17 protein-coding genes are annotated in these 19461 nt (G+C 47.4%); 10 read left to right on the top strand and 7 right to left on the bottom strand.

Annotated features, from left to right (window positions below; genetic code table 11):
- Positions 1-124 precede the first annotated feature (124 nt).
- On the top strand, positions 125-406 hold the full coding sequence (locus tag AC3ITG_RS10360; RefSeq protein ID WP_113052809.1) for a hypothetical protein: 282 nt from the start codon (positions 125-127) through the stop codon (positions 404-406).
- Between the two features lie 176 nt (positions 407-582).
- The gene (locus AC3ITG_RS10365; RefSeq protein WP_024629201.1) at positions 583-1413 is read left to right on the top strand and encodes an aldo/keto reductase; all 831 of its coding nucleotides are present in this window, start codon (positions 583-585) and stop codon (positions 1411-1413) included.
- Between the two features lie 380 nt (positions 1414-1793).
- On the opposite strand, the gene AC3ITG_RS10370 is transcribed toward AC3ITG_RS10365, so the two are convergent.
- From AC3ITG_RS10370 to AC3ITG_RS10385, 4 genes are all read right to left on the bottom strand, one after another.
- Positions 1794-2528: a DsbA family oxidoreductase gene (locus AC3ITG_RS10370; RefSeq protein WP_489253671.1), complete on the bottom strand. Its 735-nt coding sequence runs from the start codon at positions 2526-2528 to the stop codon at positions 1794-1796.
- 156 nt (positions 2529-2684) lie between these two features.
- Positions 2685-3110 (bottom strand): cytidine deaminase, encoded by a 426-nt coding sequence (locus AC3ITG_RS10375; RefSeq protein WP_413377104.1) that lies wholly within the window; start codon positions 3108-3110, stop codon positions 2685-2687.
- Positions 3111-3206: 96 nt separating this feature from the next.
- Positions 3207-5204, bottom strand: a complete 1998-nt coding sequence (locus AC3ITG_RS10380; protein WP_489253672.1) for an LTA synthase family protein — start codon at positions 5202-5204, stop codon at positions 3207-3209.
- Positions 5205-5417: 213 nt separating this feature from the next.
- Entirely contained in the window at positions 5418-6569 is a 1152-nt protein-coding gene (locus AC3ITG_RS10385) for a THUMP domain-containing class I SAM-dependent RNA methyltransferase (protein WP_063564896.1), read from the bottom strand.
- Between the two features lie 240 nt (positions 6570-6809).
- Here AC3ITG_RS10385 and AC3ITG_RS10390 point away from each other — a divergent pair, with 240 nt between their 5' ends.
- Positions 6810-7442, top strand: coding sequence for an O-methyltransferase (locus tag AC3ITG_RS10390; protein WP_489253673.1), 633 nt, complete (start codon positions 6810-6812; stop codon positions 7440-7442).
- Between the two features lie 131 nt (positions 7443-7573).
- Here the strand turns inward: AC3ITG_RS10390 and AC3ITG_RS10395 are convergent, their stop codons facing one another.
- Positions 7574-8785: an asparaginase gene (locus tag AC3ITG_RS10395; protein ID WP_489253674.1), complete on the bottom strand. Its 1212-nt coding sequence runs from the start codon at positions 8783-8785 to the stop codon at positions 7574-7576.
- Between the two features lie 509 nt (positions 8786-9294).
- On the opposite strand from AC3ITG_RS10395, the gene AC3ITG_RS10400 reads away from it, so the two are divergent.
- A complete protein-coding gene (locus AC3ITG_RS10400) occupies positions 9295-10524 on the top strand; it encodes a cytochrome P450 (RefSeq protein WP_489253675.1) in 1230 nt (409 codons plus the stop codon).
- 94 nt (positions 10525-10618) lie between these two features.
- Here the strand turns inward: AC3ITG_RS10400 and AC3ITG_RS10405 are convergent, their stop codons facing one another.
- Entirely contained in the window at positions 10619-11830 is a 1212-nt protein-coding gene (locus AC3ITG_RS10405; RefSeq protein WP_413377116.1) for an MFS transporter, read from the bottom strand.
- A gap of 204 nt (positions 11831-12034) precedes the next feature.
- On the opposite strand from AC3ITG_RS10405, the gene hemE reads away from it, so the two are divergent.
- The 6 genes from hemE to AC3ITG_RS10435 all read left to right on the top strand — a co-directional run bounded on the left by hemE (position 12035) and on the right by AC3ITG_RS10435 (position 18583).
- The gene (gene hemE, locus AC3ITG_RS10410; protein WP_413377118.1) at positions 12035-13099 is read left to right on the top strand and encodes a uroporphyrinogen decarboxylase; all 1065 of its coding nucleotides are present in this window, start codon (positions 12035-12037) and stop codon (positions 13097-13099) included.
- Positions 13092-14042, top strand: coding sequence for a ferrochelatase (gene hemH / locus AC3ITG_RS10415; protein WP_489253676.1), 951 nt, complete (start codon positions 13092-13094; stop codon positions 14040-14042). The genes hemE and hemH overlap by 8 nt, the downstream gene beginning before the upstream one ends.
- Positions 14042-15466 carry a protoporphyrinogen oxidase gene (hemY, locus tag AC3ITG_RS10420; protein ID WP_413377121.1) on the top strand — a complete coding sequence of 475 codons (1425 nt, stop codon included), beginning with the start codon at positions 14042-14044 and terminating at the stop codon, positions 15464-15466. The genes hemH and hemY overlap by 1 nt, the downstream gene beginning before the upstream one ends.
- A gap of 183 nt (positions 15467-15649) precedes the next feature.
- The gene (locus AC3ITG_RS10425) at positions 15650-17059 is read left to right on the top strand and encodes a CapA family protein (RefSeq protein WP_489253677.1); all 1410 of its coding nucleotides are present in this window, start codon (positions 15650-15652) and stop codon (positions 17057-17059) included.
- 31 nt (positions 17060-17090) lie between these two features.
- Positions 17091-17843 (top strand): glycerophosphodiester phosphodiesterase, encoded by a 753-nt coding sequence (locus AC3ITG_RS10430; RefSeq protein WP_413377125.1) that lies wholly within the window; start codon positions 17091-17093, stop codon positions 17841-17843.
- A 104-nt stretch (positions 17844-17947) separates the two neighbouring features.
- Positions 17948-18583, top strand: coding sequence for a fumarylacetoacetate hydrolase family protein (locus AC3ITG_RS10435; RefSeq protein WP_489253678.1), 636 nt, complete (start codon positions 17948-17950; stop codon positions 18581-18583).
- A gap of 118 nt (positions 18584-18701) precedes the next feature.
- Here the strand turns inward: AC3ITG_RS10435 and AC3ITG_RS10440 are convergent, their stop codons facing one another.
- A complete protein-coding gene (locus AC3ITG_RS10440) occupies positions 18702-19109 on the bottom strand; it encodes a hypothetical protein (RefSeq protein WP_489253679.1) in 408 nt (135 codons plus the stop codon).
- Between the last annotated feature and the right edge of the window lie 352 nt (positions 19110-19461).

Consider the following 19461-nt stretch of genomic DNA (forward strand, 5'->3'; position numbering starts at 1 on the left):
ATCTTTAATCTCACATGGGGAACATAAAGTAATCCTTTATTGTTTCAACAAAACAAGAATAAGGAAGGCCGATGTCAACCATCCTAAAGGGGTAACAGGAACATGATCCCAAGGAGGAATACTCATGCCGAAGCGTTATGATTCCAGTTTGCAAGCCGATACGACCGTATCCCAGGCGCAGAATGCAGTGAACAAACTTCATTTTGCCGTTTCACAGGCAATGTCACATCCAACAGAACAGACCATTGAACAGGCAGAACGCCGTTTGGCGCATACCGAGCAGGCTATGCGTCAAGCTGAACGTTCGCTTGGAGGTCAGGGCGTTGAGCTGGCAGAAGAGATGTTCATTGAGGAGAAGAGAAGATTGAACTCGATCCAGAGTCAGAATGGGCAAGGGGATCTATAGGCGTTCCTGTCACAACAGAAACCCGCAGAGCAGCAGTGCTTTGCGGGTTATTCATGTCTCTTTTTGAATGGCCCCGAGAAATGGATCTCAGCCAAACTGTATGTAACGTGCCGCTTAAAATTTTGTGAGAAGGTTAATAGACCAAGAGCAGGCAAATTTCACACAGGAGGTACAGAATGACAAAACATATTACAGATTGTACGATTCTGAACAACGGCGTGACGATGCCATGGCTGGGATTTGGGACCTATCGAGCAAAGGGCAAAGAAGTACAGCAAGCGGTGGAGACTGCACTGGAAGTCGGATATCGGAGCATTGATACGGCGTCCGTTTATGGAAATGAAGAGGAAGTTGGACAAGCCATTGCGAGCAGCGGTATTGCCCGGAATGAGCTGTTTGTGACAACCAAGCTGTGGAATGAGGATCAAGGGTTCGATTCGACATTGAGAGCATTTGAGGCCAGTCAGAAGGCGCTTGGATTGAATGTCATTGATCTATACTTAATTCACTGGCCTGGCAGAGACCAGTATAAGGAGACGTGGAGAGCTTTCGAACGTCTATATAGCGAAGGAAGCGTACGTGCCATTGGTGTAAGTAATTTCGAAGTACACCATCTGCGCGATATCATAGATGAAGGTGGAACGGTACCTGCGGTGAATCAGGTAGAACTGCATCCGGGTCTGATTCAACAGGAGTTGCAGGATTTCTGCGGGGAGCAGGGCATTCAACTGGAGGCATGGAGCCCCATTATGAGAGGTAAATTGAACAAGGAATCGGCTTTGAAAAGTTTGGCCCAGAAATACGGAAAAACACCAGCACAGGTTATTCTGCGTTGGGATATCCAGAACCAGATCGTGACGATTCCGAAGTCGGTTACCCCGGAGCGGATTCGCGAGAATGCGGACATCTTTGATTTTGAGTTGACTCCAGATGAGCTAAAACTGATTGATGCGCTGGATTCGGATAAACGGACAGGACCACATCCGGATCAGCTGTTTTGGGATTGAGCGAGTGGCTCAATTCCGAAACAAGTGTTTAATGATCTGCGTGTAGTTGTTCCGGTTACGGATCGTTCTTCGTGATATAAAATGAAAGCATAATCCTTTACACTAGGCCACTACGTGTGCAGAACAATCTTTCGATCGCCGTTATCCCCGGATTTTTGGAATTCCCTTTCTTCAAAGGGTAAAATCCAGTGATAAATGCGAAGCATATGCTTCCGTTGCAGCTTTCTTTCAGAAAGCTTGTAGCTCCGCTTCTCCAGATTTGTTCTGCCCTCTCCGTTATAGTGTAAATTATGAGTTCATCTTATGTGGATGGATTTAAAAGGGAAAAGTAAAAAAAGCAGCAGGTTCAGGGGAAGCCCCTTGATCCTGCTGCTTTTGTGTTATTTGGATTGATCCGGTTGCGGAACCTCGCAGCCGTCTTCGGTGCATACTCCACTGCCATCTGCGTCAGTGGTGTTGGACTCTACCATGGTGAAAGGGGAGCGCTCGTCCCATGCTTTCTGAATAGCGTCAAGGAACACCTCATCCGGTTGAGCGCCAGATATAGCGAACTTGCGATCAAATACGAAGAACGGTACACCTCGGATGCCTAACTGTTCGCCTTCGGCCTGGTCGGCACGCACTTGGTCTGCGAATTGATTGCTTGACAACACTTCTGCTGCGGCATTGCGATCCAGACCCACTTCTTCAGCCAACTCGATCAGTATATCGGTATTGCCGACATGTTTACCTTCAATGAAGATCGCTTGAAATAGCCGTTCGCTCAGTTCAAGCATTTTCCCTTGTGTTTCTGCCCAATGGGTCAGACGGTGAGCAGAGAAGGAGTTGGTAGGGACCATCTCATCAATGTTGTATTCCAGTCCAGCCGTGCGAGCATTGGCATTCATCTGGGCATTCATACCGCGTGCCTGCTCGACACTCATATTATATTTGGAAGCCAGATATTCCGCGTTGGTTTTGCCACTGTTCAATTCAGCATTTGGATCGAGCTCAAAACTTTTGAACTGTAATTTAACTTCATCGCGGTGTGGGAATTGTGCCAGTACATTCTCCAGACGACGTTTGCCAATATAACAGAAAGGACACATAAAGTCGGACCATATTTCAATATTCATCAATTAAAACCTCCATCATTTATAAATGAAACCAATACAGTTACAATTATATAGCGACTTTCTATCATTCGCAAGGTTGTTGTTATTGCCAGCCTCGAAAAAAGAAGTGCTGAAGCATGCAACGGATCGCAGCCTCAACACTTGTAGTTTAACTTCTTACTTATCCCGGTATGCCTTGGTCCAATGGTAAGGCTGAATTTCGTCCAATCTCTTGTAAATTAAAGCTCCATCTGGATCGTACACGGCAGCCTTCACGTCTTCTCCCCAGAAAAACAGTCGTTCCTGGCACACACCACAAGGGGTGAGGACCTTGAATTCCGAGTGCTCATCGTCGCGTGCCACACAGATCGAGTGAGTAACCCGCTCGTTTAATTTGTGAGCTTCCAGATAGGCGCCTGTTTCCATACACAGATGCGTGGCGTCATTAATCACTTCTGGAGCTACGCTGATTAATAGCGAGCCAGCTTCAGTATAAACGGCAGCTGCGCCGCCCCACCCTTGAGGGTAACGATGTTTGACAAAGTTTGCAGCTTCCTCGAACAGCTTTTGTTCGATATTGAATTGATCTGTATGTGACGTCATGGTAGTGCACTAGCTCCATTTCATTGTAGTGTCGGGTTAACTTTCAAACATGAAATATACAGTGTTCCGTCGGCGCACCGTTCCGCTCAGTGTCTGTTAGGATGAGGACTCAGACGCTTGCTCCTCGCGAAAACGCGAGATCAGGTCAAACGTATTGACCGTATCTGACACATGCAGTCGTTTCGTTGCTTCATCATGACCAGATCGGCAAGCATTAATATCCGTTTTGGTGCCTGTAGACAGATCGTAACAGGAGCCGCTGTCATACAGGTAATCATCCGAAGGGATATAGAACAGGGAGCCATCTGTAAATGCACCACTGCGCAATATCACCATGCGGGAGGAACTGTCGTACACATCGTTGCCCATGTGGTAGTAGGATTGATCTGAAATACCCAGCAGATGCAGTACTGAAGGTGTAATATCCAGTTGTCCCGCAGGCTCGTCAATCGTTCCCGCTGCGGCTCCGTCAGGCAGATGCACCAGCAAAGGCACTTCGTTCATAATCTGCTCCATATCCAGATCATTCAGCGAACGTCCGAGAAATTTCTCATATTGTGGCTGTTCTTTAATGGAATTATCGTGATCCCCATAGAACATGAAGATCGTTTTGTCCCATAATCCCCGATTTTTCAGGTCTTCCACCATGTTTCCGAGCGCAGAATCCACGTAATGAACAGATTGCAGATAGTTGCCAAACATCGTTCCTTTGAATTCCCCGACATCCAGCTGCTGTTTATCTTGGGGCAACGCGTATGGATGATGACTACTGAGTGTAATCAGGAATGAATAGAATGGCTCTGTAACCTCACTGCTCATTTTCTCAACCGATTGGCGGAAAAAGGACTCATCGGATAGCGACCAGCCAAGCGGGTCATCCTGTTCAAAATCATTTTTACTGTAAAACTTGTCATACTTCATATTCTGATACATGGTATAGCGATTCCAAAATCCGCTCTCATAGGCATGAAATACATTCGTACTATAACCATGATCCTTCAAGATAGAAGGTAGAGAATCGTAACTGTGGTCTGCGTAACGGACAAACGCGGATCCAACCGACAGTGGATGCAATGAAATATTGGCCCCAAAGTCAGCATCCGATGTTCGCCCCTGACCTGTCTGGTGATAAAAGTGACTGTAGTACTGGCTTTCCTTCATCAGCTCGTTAAAATGAGGCGTAATTTCCTGTCCGCCAATGCTCTGACCAATCATGAAATTCATGAAGGCTTCACCTTGGACAATGATCACATTGCTGTCTTTATACTTGCCAAACATCGCATCCTTCAGTGGGTCAGCCTGTTGTCTGCTGGCGAAATAAGCTTCCGCCTGTTCGAGATCGGCAGGATCGACCTCTGGTCCAGAGCCGAGCTGGTCTTTGGCATAGTTGTACAGATCATAACCATGAAAAGCAAGAAGTCCGGTAACGTTGTACATGGATACGTTCCACCAGTTGTTATCAAACAACCCTTTTGCCCAGGTTTTACTATAAAAATAAATCGGACCAACCGCGAGCCCCAGACCCAACACCAGGGCAATGCTACCTGCGGTGAGTCGACGACGCACGCTTGATTTGCCTGAATTTGACGAGTAAGAGTTTAACCCGTTGGAATATGCGCTGTAATCTCGACGGCGGTTACGTTTGCTGAACAGCAGGATTGCTGCATATGGGATAATCACAAGCCAATCGACGAAGAACCACAGATCACTGGCGTAGATAAGCGTAGCAATGCTGTCTCCCAAAGCGTCGACCTGTCTGGCTTGCATCAACACAGGAATAGTTAGAAAATCCTGAAAGTAGCGATAATAAACCATATCCGCATAGATCAGTGCAGTGAGCAGCAGATTGAGAATAACGAGTGATATGATCATACCCCGGCGAGGCAGCCACCAGGTCCAGAAGGACAGAATCAGTAGCGAACCGATGGCAATCACTTTGTCCAGAAGCCCCATCGTAATATTGTAAGCGTGCAGATTGTGGTGGAGCCACATTAATTTGAGTAGCATGAGTACAAGAAAAATAAGATATAACGTAAGTGGATGATTCAGAAGCCCGCGCGGCGTAAGGCTGCGTGTTGGCTTAGTGACAAACATATATGTCTCCCCCCTGATGAATGGTTTTGTTAACGGAATGTAAAATAGGACTTTATCCATTATAGCGTGGTGTCATGGCTTTTCAACTATGCCCAAGGGAGAAAAACTTCATGCGGAAGCAATGTTATCAAGATCATCCATAAGTCTCCCGGAATAAATACAAAAAAACGCCCCAGCCGTTGAAGGCAGGGGCGCTTGATCATTCCAATGTTATTATTGTTGTGGTGTTTTATTTCTTGGAGGCAGTGGGCCCAAATACTGATAATATTGGGTTTCAATGCGTCCATTGAACAACTTACGACGCTTGTCTGCCTTGTGGCCAAAGTCTTCCTCGAAAGATTTGGTCGACGTGATGGCAAAAAAGGACCATGTCGGTAAATCGAGGTAACTGCGCCCTAAAGAACGCAGCAGCTTCTGCACTTCTTTCTCTTCACTCAAACGTTCACCATATGGAGGGTTGGTAATAATGACACCGTATTCGCCCTGTGGTCTTGCACGATGAGCGGGTAGTACGCTGACTTCAATGTCTTTGGCGAAGCCGGCACTCTTGATTGCTGCCTGTGCTACCTCAATAGCTTCCGGATCGATGTCGCTGCCCGAAATTTGCAATGGAATATCGTCGCGAACCGCGTCAAATGCTTCTTCGCGCGCCTGTTCCCACAATTCTTCAGGAATGACAGCCCAGTTCTCGGAGTTGAAGGTCCGACGAAGTCCTGGTGCAATGTTCCAGCCGATCATGGCGGCTTCAATCAGCATTGTGCCTGAACCGCAACATGGATCATAGAATGGACGTGATACATTCCAGCGGCTGAGCTGAATAAGTGCCGCAGCAAGCGTTTCTTTGAGTGGTGCTTCGGTTACGAGTTTACGATAACCCCGTTTATGCAGACCTGGTCCCGTCGTATCTAATGTAAGCAGGGCGCGATCGTTCAGCAGAATGACCTCAATCACATAACGAGACCCATCCTCTGGGAACCACTCCGTGTCATAAGTCAGCTTCAGTTTCTCTACGATTGCTTTCTTCACGATCCCTTGTGATGCAGGCACGCTGCTCAACTGAGATTTCTGGGAGCGACCTTCAACCGGAAATTCGCCATCGGCTGGAATCCATTCCTCCCAAGGTAATGCTTTGGTACCTTCAAATAATTCATCGAAAGTTGTCGCCGGGAATTCACCCATTTTGACCAACACCCGGTCGGAACTTCTCAGCCACAGATTACACCGGCAAATATCAATATAATCTCCAGTGAAGAAAACCCGGCCATTGTCGATCGTAACATCCTCATACCCCAGTTGTTTCAGTTCCCGGGCGACAACAGCCTCGAGTCCCATCGCCGAGGTCGCAATCAATTGCAATTGAGCCATGTGATTCATTTCAACTCCATTTCAAGCCGAAGAAGGAATGTCCTTCTCTCAGCTGTATAGTGACGGTGCGGCCTTGCCGCTTTCCGTGAAAAAACTTACAATGAGAAATGCGGAGAGCTTATGCATTCACCTTTCGAGCCGATGCAGCAGTCAACCGCCTGTGTTTGACAACAAACATTTATTATAGAACATTGGCATCCATATGGAAAGCAGTCCAAGTGTCCAAGGAGGATTTTAGCGGTGAATCTGACCCCTGATGAATATGTAAATCAATTATTTCAAGAGGATGATCTCTTGTTAAAGGTAAAAGAAGCCATCCGATCGAACGGCATGCCGGAAGTTTCGGTTGCAGCGGCCTATGGCCGTTTGCTCACTTTTCTCGCGAAGACATCTAAAGCGGAGGCTATACTCGAAATTGGCGTGTTGGGCGGATACAGCGGTATCTGTCTTGCTCGCGGTTTAAGTGACGGGGGAACCCTGACTTCGCTGGAACTGAAAGAGGAATACGCAGCGATGGCTCGTGGTCATCTGGAGGAAGGAGGCTTTGGGGATAAAGTCGAATATCGAATTGGCCCCGCAGCCGCCAGTCTGGAGCAGCTGGCACAGGAAGGACGTACCTTCGATTTCTTCTTCATCGATGCAGACAAGGAGAATTATCCCGTTTATCTCGATTACGCCATTAAGCTCGCGCGGCCTGGAGCGGTCATTGTGGGAGATAACTGTTTCCTGCGCGGACGTACGCTGAATTCGGACAAGCAGGGCCCGGCTGTCCTCGCGGTTCGACGCTTCAACGAGCAGATGGCCAGTGACCCGCGCCTCGTAACGACGATGTTGCCGGATTATGATGGCCTGGCTTTGGCTTGGGTGAAGTAAGAAAAAGATGCAGATCCACTATAACGAGTGACATGCGCGGTCGATTCGAAAAGAAAGAGACGATAACACTCCTGAATCTCAGGATGTTATCGTCTCTTTCTGCTTATTGAAATAAAGTGATGAGAGCCTTATTAAACTTCCGGCGTTCCGTAAGTCTCGAACCATTTTTGGATGGTGTCAAAATCATCGCTGAAGGACAGCCCGAGCATCAACAAAATGCGTGCTTGCTGAGGACTGAGGTTGTCACCGGCGATAACGCCTTTCCCTCCGCCATATACACTGCCTGAACCTGTCCGAGTGGTCGTTACGAAGATTACGCCATCCTCGACCGCTTTGGTACGTGCTTGTCCCATCGCTCTGGAAATACCGCCTGCTCCTGTACCGGACGTTACGATTCCCTTGGCGCCGCCTTTCACAAATCCTTCAATAGCCTCGCCGCCAGCTTCCTGATAGGAAATCGCAATTTCCACTTTGGCGAGATCTGCCTTCTTGATTTTGCTCAGGTCGAATGCCGGTTTCAATGTACCTTCAGGCTTCAAGGCACGTGCAGGAGCACGGTAAATTCGAATGTTTTCTTCATCAATATAACCTACTGCACCAAGCATCGGGGTTTCGAACGTGTCTGTTCGATAATCATTCGTTTTGGTCACGCCGCGTGCCAATTGAATGGTATCGTTCAACATCAGCACGGTCCCAAATGAAGTGGTGCGCCCGCTACTTGCGAGCTTTATGGCGTTGTACAGATTCGCTTGTGCATCTGAGCCGATAACCGTCCAAGGGCGCATGGACCCTGTAATGACGACGGGTTTATCACTTTGTACGGTCATGTCGAGGAAGTAAGCGATTTCCTCCATGGTATCTGTACCGGTGGTAACTACAACGCTGTCATACTGAGCCAGAGCCTTATCTACCGTCTGAGACAAGTCATAGAGATCAGCCATGGTATAAGAACCTGAACCTGAATTTCCGAATTGGAGTGTGCTAACATCTGCAATCTTCTGTTTGTCCGGTAAGGCGTCGACCATTTCTCCAATCGGGAGTGTACCGGCCTTATAGTTCTGGAAGCTGGTTGCATCCTCGGATTGACCAGCAATCGTACCACCCGTTCCAATGACCAGAACATTAGGCAGTGCGGATTGTTTGAACGAATCTGATAGAGCAGGGATGGTCGTATTGCGAGCCGGAGTGGATGATGCGGTCTGAAGCGCGCTAGTTGTACCGCTCACTTCTACCGTAGCCGCCTGAGCCGCATAGGTTCCGATTGGGGACAGGGAGATGGTCAAAGCTGTCAAAGCAGCTGTGCTCCATACAGCCCAAGGACGAAGATTTGAAGTTTTTTTCATGAATAGCACTCTCCTTCAGGTTAGTTTCGTGTGATGTTTGTTGAGGATGATATGTATATAAGTTCAAATTTATTGTATTTCATGTTAAATAATATGACAATTGCAGATATAGATAGAGTAATCGGTTACATTAATAGATATATAGAGTATAAAGCGTATTTATAAGGTTTTATGGATAAATATAAGGAGATGAAAAAAGAGAATGGGGAATATGAAATCATACTAAATGAATTTTAACGTCATATTTTATGACATATGAGTCTTTTGTCCTGATAGGGCTATTGAAAGATACTGGGGAAAGTGTTGCAGTATCGTCCATAGTAGAAGTGATCTTATCCAAAACGAATAGCGGGGGTATAAGTTAGCAAGTCTTGACGATTTTTTGTAAAACGTCCTAGGAAATGAGGCTCAATTATTGCCAAATATTTGTATGCTCAAAGCATTGAGTCTATAATATATGGTGATTTCAATATGTAAATAAATATATATTAATGATTGGAGGAGAAACGATGAACCGAGCACCCAGAAAGTATGCCAATTACATTCCGATCCGGGAGCTGGAGGCGGTGGAGCAGCAATTACTTCCCTTCCAGGTGTACGCTGAACTTCGTGAAAATACTCCAGTCCGCTATGACAACCATCGAGAATGCTGGGATGTTTTCCGATATGAAGATGTGCAATATGTGTTGAAAAACCCTAAACTGTTCTCTTCTGAACGTGATCGTGCCAACGCCAGCATGCTTACTACAGATCCGCCGAAGCACAAACAACTGCGGGATCTGGTTAATCAGGCGTTCACACCTAGAGCGATCGAAGCATTATCTCCGCGTATTCAGGAAATCGCTGATGAATTATTGACTACGCACTTTTCAGAAGGCCGTATGCGTCTTATCGATGATCTTGCTACTCCACTTCCGGTTATCGTGATTGCCGAATTGATTGGCGTCCCTGCTTCAGATCGCCAAAAGTTTAAAGACTGGTCTGATGCACTTGTGAAGGGTGCGCGGGATGACAGTGATGAAGCTTTCCAGGAATTGATGGAAGAAAAGAAACGGAACCAGCAGGAACTGGCGAGCTACTTCACGACCATTATGGAAGAAAGACGTCAGAGACCAGAGGAGGATCTGATCTCTTTACTGCTTGCTGCGGAGATTGAAGGGGAGAAGCTAACGGCAGAGGAAGTGGTCGGATTTTGCATCTTGTTACTTGCTGCCGGTAATGAAACGACAACCAATCTAATTACCAATGCCGTTCGTATTCTGTCAGAGCAGCCTGAGCTTCAGAAGCAGTTGCGGGAACACCCTGAACTTATCCCGACTGCGGTAGAAGAAACGTTGCGATATTATCCGCCAATTGTGGCTATTGGGCGTATTGCCAAAGAAAACGTAGAATTGAACGGGCAAACGATTCAGGCGGGGGAACAGGTGATATCCTGGGTAGGATCGGCCAACCGGGACAGCGCTCAATTCGATCAGGCAGAGAAATTCGTGCCTGACCGCAAGCCGAACAGACATATGGGTTTTGGATTTGGTATTCACTTCTGTCTCGGTGCGCCGCTTGCACGACTTGAGGCGAGGGTTGTACTTCAGACGATGCTTCGCCAAATGGAAGACATTCAGCTTGTGCCGGAAACGGTTTTGCAGCCGATTCAAAGTGCTTTTGTATTTGGAGTTAAAGAATATCCGATTCAATTCACAAGTTCAATTTACAAGCCATCTGACACAATGAATCCATGTTGAGGTTTGAACAAATGAATGCCAAAAGCCGCTTTCATGCCTAATGGGCGCTGAAAGCGGCTTTTTCATAAGAATTAATATCTTTTGAATCGAAGCGTCAGGATTCTCTGATCAGAGGGGGCTTTTTGTACAGTTTGAATCTCACCCACACCATATTGAGCAGCAGCAGCCCACCAGAGACGATAAACAGTCCTTCGATGCCAATGAACCCGGCCATAAAGCCGCCGATTACGGCTCCAAGCATGTTACCGAGCGCGAGTGTACTCGTATTAAAACTGAACGCCCTGCTAATCATGCTATCTGGCGTGTAGGAGCGAATGAGCGAGTTGACGCTCGGAAGCAGGCCGCCCATAAACACACCCATCATGAAACGGACGATGATGAGCTGCCATACCGTCTGCACGAAAGCTTGAGGTATAAGCATGAGCCCTGTTCCTATAAGAGAGAACGTAAGTACCTTATGTGAACCTATCTTGTCACTGAGCTTCCCGAGAATCGGGGACATGGCCATATTGGATAGTCCCGTGACAGCGCCGACAAGCCCTGCCCAGAAGGCCACATTGACATCCGAAGCATGTAATTTCTGTACATACAGCGGCAAGAGTGACATCGGGCTAATCATGGCAAATTGCAACAAAAACGTTACAGCGAATAGCGCAGGCAGCTGAGGGGACTTATTCAATTCTTTCAAACCGGACAAAACGGATTGTTCCGGCAGTTTAGCCGCTTCTTTTCGGTCAAAGGTCTCCCGTACCAGGAACATCGCTAGCATGGATGCTGCAAAGATCAGTCCGCCTGTAATATAGAAGATAGGGCGGAAGCCAACCGCATCAGCGAGCAAACCGCCGATCAGTGGACCCAGAATCGTACCGGCTACCTGGCCGGACTGGCTGATGCCCATGGCAAAACCCATGCGATCCTTCGGCGTTGTACCCGAGATCAACGCAACTGCTGCCGGGTTGAAACCGGAGATCGTACCGTTGAGCAGTCGTAATAAAAGGAGCTGCCATGGGTTCTGTGCAAAACCCATCAAGGCGATAACAATCGCCATCCCGAATCCGGAACGCAGCAACATAATTTTTCGACCGTACTTGTCAGACAATTTGCCCCACAAAGGCTGGAACAAAAATGAGGTGAGGAAGTTGGCAGCAAATATAAATCCCGCCCATATGCCAATTTCATGCTCACCAACCACGCCAAGATCCCTGGCGAGATAAAGGGACAAAAACGGGGTAATCATGGTCATTCCCGAGTTGACCAGAAATTGTCCAAACCAAAGCACAATGAGGTTTACTTTCCACGTTTTCAAAGTGCTTTCACTTCCTTTCCGATCGTTTCTGCAACGTTTCAAAAAAACACGATTCTTTCATTATAACATAATTTGCATATGGATGAGGGGATGTAAGGAATGTCATAGTATTGTCATCGGAACAGATCGACACGTGGTTGTTACCGCTCTTTAAAAAGGGCATAATGTTATTTATGAGTCCAAAAACTATTGGAGGCTTCTTACATGAGCTATAATGATCGTCTGATTCAGGCCAGCTTCAAACAGCAGGTGGACCGTGTTCCCGTGTGGTACATGCGTCAGGCTGGGCGTTATGATCCCGAATATCGCAAGATTAAGGAAAAGTATTCTTTGCTCGAAATTTGCCGTCAACCTGAGCTAGCAGCTGAAGTTACACTCATGCCGGTACGTAAACTCGGTGTGGATGCGGCTATTTTGTATTCCGATATTATGAATCCGGTTGCTTCCCTCGGTATAGATTTCGATATTGTTAAAAATATTGGACCTGTTATAGACAATCCAATCCGCACGGCGGCAGATGTGGATCGTTTGCGTCCTATTGATGTTGAAGGAGATCTGTCTCATATTCTGGAGACGATTCGAATTCTGGACAAGGAACTGGATGTACCCCTGATTACGTTTGCCGGTGCACCGTTTACCATCGCCAGCTATTTGATTGAAGGCCGACCTTCCAAAGGGTACATACGGACCAAAACGATGATGTACAGTGAACCGGAAGTGTGGCATAAATTGATGCAAAAACTGGGCGATATGGTGATTACATATGTCCGTGCACACATTGCGAACGGCGGTAAGGCATTCCAACTGTTCGACAGCTGGGTAGGCGCGCTTTCGCCAAACGACTTTAGAACGTATGTGTTGCCGACGATTACTCGTATCTTTACCGAATTATCGGATTTGAATGTACCGAAAATTTATTTCCCGGGTGTGGCTTCTGGTGAATTGCTGCCAACCCTGCATGATCTGCAAGCCGATGTGATTGGGCTGGATTGGAGAGTATCGATCTCCGAGGGACGTAAACGACTGGGCGGAAAATTTGCTGTGCAAGGTAACTTGGACCCTTATGTGTTGACTGCACCGATGGATCTGATCAAACAGCATGCCAAATTGATTATTGACGAAGGTATCAAGGAGCCAGGGTATATTTTCAATCTGGGGCACGGACTATTTCCTGAAGCGTCTTTGGATAAATTAAGAGAACTCACGGCGTATATTCATGAATATTCCGCTAAAGCATTGAAGACTGGGGTGACGGTTACTAATGACTAATACGGTAGGTGTACTGGTGATGTCGTATGGCACACCTGAGAATATGGAGAGTATTGAAGCGTATTACACACATATCCGGAGAGGACGTCCGCCTGAACCGGAACAACTGAAGGAATTGACCGATCGTTATGAAGCGATTGTTGGGGGCGTATTCCCTCTTCGAGAAAACACGGATAATCAGGTTAAGGCCCTTCAGGAGACGTTAAATAAGGATGACCGTTCCAAAGAGGTTGAATTCCGTTGTTATCAAGGGTTGAAGCATGCGTATCCGTTCATTGAGGATGGCGTGGAACAGATGGCGAAGGATGGAATTCAGACTGCAATAGGCATCGTACTGGCACCACATTTTTCCACAATGAGTGTAGGGAGCTACATCAAGCGTGCTCGTGAGAAAGCGGAAGAACTGGGCATCCAGATGTCCTTCATTGAGAGTTATCACCTACATCCGAAATTGATTCAGGCTCTCTCCACACGTGTTAGCGCCAAATTGGATGCTTTCGAGGAAGCAGGAGCCAAACGCGGGGATGTTCGAGTGCTCTTCAGTGCACACAGTCTGCCTGCGCGAATTGTAGATATCGGTGATCCATATCCGCAGCAACTGCTGGAGACTTCGGAAGTTATTGCTTCCCGTTTAGGAATTACCAACTGGCAGTTCACGTGGCAAAGTGCGGGGCGGACGGCAGAGCCATGGTTGGGCCCTGATATTCTGGACACACTTCAGGATCTTGCTCGTGAACAGGTTGAGGATGTGCTTGTAGCACCGATTGGATTCGTATCGGATCATCTGGAAGTGCTCTATGATCTTGATATTGAGGCCAAAGCGATTGCCAAAGAGATCGACATGCGCCTTATGCGTATCGATTCTCTCAATAGTGACCCACTTTACATGGAAACGTTAAGTGACGTCATTATTAACCAATGGCAGCAAGGAACGGATGAGTAATGGAAGACCATAAACGTCGTGTCGTTGTTGTCGGCGGAGGTCTGACCGGCCTAAGCGCGGCATTTTATATCCGGAAGCATTACCGGGAAGCAGGAATTGAACCTGTCATTACCTTGGTTGAGAAGAGTTCTTCCATGGGTGGCATGATTGAAACGCTGCACCGGGATGGGTTCGTTATTGAGAAGGGGCCGGATTCTTTCCTAGCCCGCAAAACGGCGATGATTGATTTGGCTAAAGAGCTGGAAATAGACCATGAACTGGTCAGTCAAAATCCGGAATCCAAAAAAACGTACATCATGCAGCGTGGCAAGTTGCATCCCATGCCGGCAGGACTCGTTCTCGGTATTCCGACGGAGTTGAGACCATTTCTGAGAAGTGGTCTTGTATCTCCGGCAGGCAAGCTGCGGGCATTAATGGATTTTGTCATTCCTCCCCGTCGTACAACGGAGGATGAATCGCTCGGTTATATGATTGAGCGCCGACTTGGAACGGAAGTGCTGGAAAACCTCACTGAGCCGCTGCTTGCGGGTATCTATGCGGGTGATATGCGGCGATTGAGTCTTCAGGCAACCTTTCCGCAATTCGGTGAAGTGGAGCGGGATTATGGTAGTTTGATCCGAGGAATGATGACGGGCCGCAAACCGGCAGAGACCCATACGGGAACGAAGAGAAGTGCTTTTCTGAACTTCCGTCAGGGCTTGCAGAGTCTGGTTCACGCGCTTGTACATGAATTGCAGGACGTGGATCAACGGCTGAACACTTCCGTGCAGTCCCTGGAGGTTCTGAATGGAGATGCGGCCAGATATAACATTCAACTGGATAACGGAGAGCGTCTTGAAGCAGATGATGTAGTCATTACCGTGCCTACGTATGTTGCATCCGAACTGCTGCAACCGCACGTGGATACAGCGGCTCTGGATGCGATTAACTATGTATCTGTCGCGAATGTGGTGCTGGCTTTTGAGAAAAAGGATATCGAACATGTATTTGATGGGTCTGGTTTCCTCGTTCCGCGTAAGGAAGGTCGCAATATTACAGCATGTACTTGGACATCAACCAAGTGGCTGCACACCAGCCCAGATGACAAAGTACTGCTTCGCTGTTATGTTGGCCGTTCCGGAGACGAGCAGAATGTGGAACTCCCGGATGATGCACTAACAGATCTGGTACTCAAGGACTTGCGTGAAACAATGGGCGTTGAGGCCGTTCCGATCTTCTCGGAAATTACTCGGCTTCGCAAATCCATGCCACAGTATCCGGTAGGTCATCTGCAGCAGATTGCAGCACTGCGCGAACAACTTGGCAGCAAATTGCCGGGGGTATACATTGCCGGCGCTGGTTATGAAGGGGTAGGCTTGCCTGACTGTATCAAACAGGCAAAGGAAATGTCAGTTCAAGCTACGCAATTGATTGCTGCAAAATAATTAACGTATTTGGCTGTCTCGAACGTAGATTTTTTCTACAGGGAGACGGCCTTTTTTGCACCATAAAGCGAAAAGGGGAGAGATGTGAACTCTTTCAATATTTGCAGTTCCAAGGAATGATGGAAATCCAGAATATGCCTGATATAATATGATAAGGATTGCTGTGAAGAAGAGGAGCTGCCTATGTATCCCCCAAGATCAAAACGAAGTGTACAAAAGAAAAAAGTGAAACGTGCCCGCAAACGCCGGATTTGGATTATTAATCTGGTATTAATTGCGGCAATTGGACTCGTCGGCATTTATTACGCAGTGGGCATGCAGAAGCAGCAAATAGACCCGGCGGTGACAGAAACGGCTGTGAATCAGGAACCAGTGAATGAAGAGGGCCCACAGGGCGGTGATCAGGTGAGTTCACCTAATACGAATTCGGAGGCAGGTAATACTTCGGATGAAGAATCGGAGGATTCTGCTGAACAGGTAATTGAGAATCCAGGCGCTACGTCGGGTGAGAAAAAACCTGATGCTACAGGCTCCGAGGCAAATGGAAAGACGGATACAGGGACGAAAAAACCGACGGATACTCCCGCTTCTTCCGGCTCAAAGGGAAGCGAAGGTGCCGGAACTGGGGCGACACAGCCATCTCATTCGGCGAAGGATGTAACCATTAACTTTGTTGGGGATATTCAGTTTTCCGGCAAAGTGGCTGAATTGTTGGAGAAGAACGGTTATGACTATCCCTTTGCAAAGCTCGGCAACTTGTTCAAGGAAGATGATCTGACCATTGGAAACCTTGAAACCCCTGTAACCCTTGGTGGAACTGGTGCAGCAGACAAAACCTATGTATATAAGTCTTCGCCAAAGGCGCTCGAAGCGATGGCTTCAGCAGGATTTGATGCCGTGAATCTGGCCAACAATCATATTCTGGATCAAGGTGTAGAAGGTTTGGTCGATACGTTAACTTACCTTGAGCAATATGGTATAGCGCACACAGGGGCCGGTATGAACAGGGATGAGGCTTATGCACCTGCATATCTGGAACGCAAAGGCATGAAGATTGCACTGCTTGGATTCAGTCGGGTTGTGCCTGAAACAAGCTGGAAAGCGGAAGGTAATCGGGCGGGTGTTGCCGAGACCTACGATTCTACTGGAGCGGTAAAAGCGATTCAGGAAGCCCGTCAAAAGGCTGATCTGGTCATCGTTGTTGCACACTGGGGAGAAGAACGGGTAAGCACGCCGAATAATGACCAGACCCGACTGGCACATGAATTTGTAGATGCCGGAGCCGATCTGGTCATAGGTGGGCATCCCCATGTTTTGCAAGGGGTGGAGTACTACAAAGGCAAATGGATTGCATATAGTACAGGCAACTTTATTTTCTCGAAATCAACAACAGAGGAAACGTGGAAAACAGCGGTTTTTCAGGCGAGCTGTAGTAAGGATGCCAAATGCAGCATGAAGGTTATCCCTTATGAAGCAGGGTTGGGTCAGGCCATTCCCATGGTGGATCAAGCCAACAAACTTCTGCTGGAGCAGATGACCCAGCTCTCGCCAGGTATTCGTTTTGATGCGAACGGATTCGCATCTACAAGTTAAGATGCATTTTATTTATTTAGGAGGGGATGGAATGAACAACCTTTGTGTAGCGCACCGTGGATTTTCGTCCATTGCACCAGAAAATACGATGGCTGCATTTCTACTTGCCATGGAACAGCCGGAAGTTCAGTGGATGGAGCTGGATGTACAGTTATCACGTGACGGTGTGCCGGTCGTTATTCATGACTTTACGCTAAACCGCACCACGAACGGTGAAGGCTTCGTACGAGAGACAGACTGGGCAGATATAAAGCAACTGGATGCGGGATCATGGAAAGGAAAAGCCTATAAAGGGGAGCGCGTTCCCGCGCTTAGTGAAGTGCTGGACCGCACCTGTGGCAAAGTGCGATTGAATATCGAACTGAAAACTCAAGGTAACATGTATCCCGGTCTGGCAGCAGCGGTCATTTATGAGGTAAGGAAGAGACATATGCAGCATGATGTGGTCATTACTTCGTTTGAACCTGCAGCTCTGGTTGAAGTTAAGAAACTGGCCCCGGAGTTCAAAACGGGGTTGATTATTGATGCACGACCAGGGGATCTTGCAGCAGTGCTGAGGCAGATGAATTGCAGTTTCCTTTCCATCGGGTACACCAATGTGGACAAATCACTGATGCGCGAGATGCGTATTGAGGGCATTCAGGTGATGGCCTGGACAGTGGATGACAAAATCATCATGAAGCGGCTTGCGGCGATTGATCCGGAGCTGATGTTATGTACAAACCGGCCTGATGTGTGGGAACAGGCTTTTCAGGAAACGAGCAGCCGATTTTTCAGGCCGTAAACTCCAATTTTTTGAATAGCGAAAATATGATATGTACTTATATAATAAAAAGATAAATATGCTCCATATACGCTAATGAATCCGATAAAGGTGGTCGTAAACCCATGCTGACAAACATTCGCAATGTATACTGTGTAGGACGAAATTATAAACTTCATGCAGAAGAATTGGGTAACGCGGTTCCGGATGAACCGATGATCTTTATGAAGCCTTCCCATGCGGTTGTGGCCTTGAATAGTGAAACGCTGCAATTACCTGCGACAAAGGGCGAAGTTCATTATGAGGCTGAACTGGTCGTTCAAATCGGGCGGGATTATGAGCCGGGTATGGCTGTGGATGAGTTGGTTGACGCGTATGCGTTTGGCATTGATTTTACATTACGTGACGTACAGACGGTCATTAAGAAAAAGGGCCATCCGTGGACAGCAGCCAAAGGGTTCAAGAACTCCGCTCCGGTTACTGCATTCCAGCCATTTCCGGGGGCCCAGGCTCTTCTTGAGAAAGACTTTACACTCACCAAGAACGGTACCGAGGTCCAACGGGGCAATATCCGTAACATGATCTTCAGCCTTCAGGACATTGTGGATTATGTAGGTCATCATTACGGCCTGGGACCTGGAGATGTCATCTTTACAGGTACACCAGAAGGGGTTGGACCAACGGCAGCAGGAGATGTGCTTGAACTGGCCTGGGACGGTGAATCCTTGGGCAAATGCACGATTGCAGCAGCAGTTCAGTAAGTATCATGCATCATCAATCTGCTTACTTAGAGTAAATATGAAACAGATAAAGGGGCGTTTCGACGCTCCTTTTTGGCGTGCCCTCATTCTCTGCTATGGCACATGGGAAACTTTTCATTTACGCCAAGTTGTAGGGTGTATTGGCACTCTCCGTGACCAACTCTTCCAGTTCACTGCTTTGCACTGCGTGTTGCTCCGGGCTAATACTTCCGCTTGCGAGTCGTTGATCTAATTGCTCCTTGAGCTGCCTTATTTGCAATGAGACAACCTCGTTGAAATCACCATCATTTTCATCTGCAATCATCCTCAGCGATTTACCCGCGTACAGATCCTGAACTAAGTCATCTTCCGATTGTTGATTCAGAGCACTCAGCAACTCATCTCCGCTCTCGTCTCTGGTATCTATGTTAACGATGGACCATTTCGTCAAAGGTATAGGGGATATCGCTGATCTGCCCCAGGCTGTTCCGGCGAAGGACATGGTAACAATCATTGTTCCGACAATGATTACGCGCTTCATATTCATATGTGTCATCCTCATTTCTATGGTTAAGTACGAACTGAATCGTAGCTGGTTTGATGTAATGCTCTGAGGATAGTGTAACCGGGAAAGCTGAAGTGAAACTTAAAACCGGATAAGTAATCTAAATATGAGGGACATCTGGCTACGAAAAAGCAAATTTAAATTCACACTTGACAGGTTGGGTTAGTGGGTTATATGATGAACTCAATTATTTTAACACTAATTAAATGAACAGTGAAATAATTTGAACTGAATCGAGCTGATTGGACCACCAAAGGCTCCCGGGACTACTCCACTATGGAATGTCCGCGGGAGCCTTTTTTCGTATTTCTGCCGTTTCAGTTAGACAGGGAGG

It is taken from the genome of Paenibacillus sp. GL_099_B, from assembly GCF_057835695.1.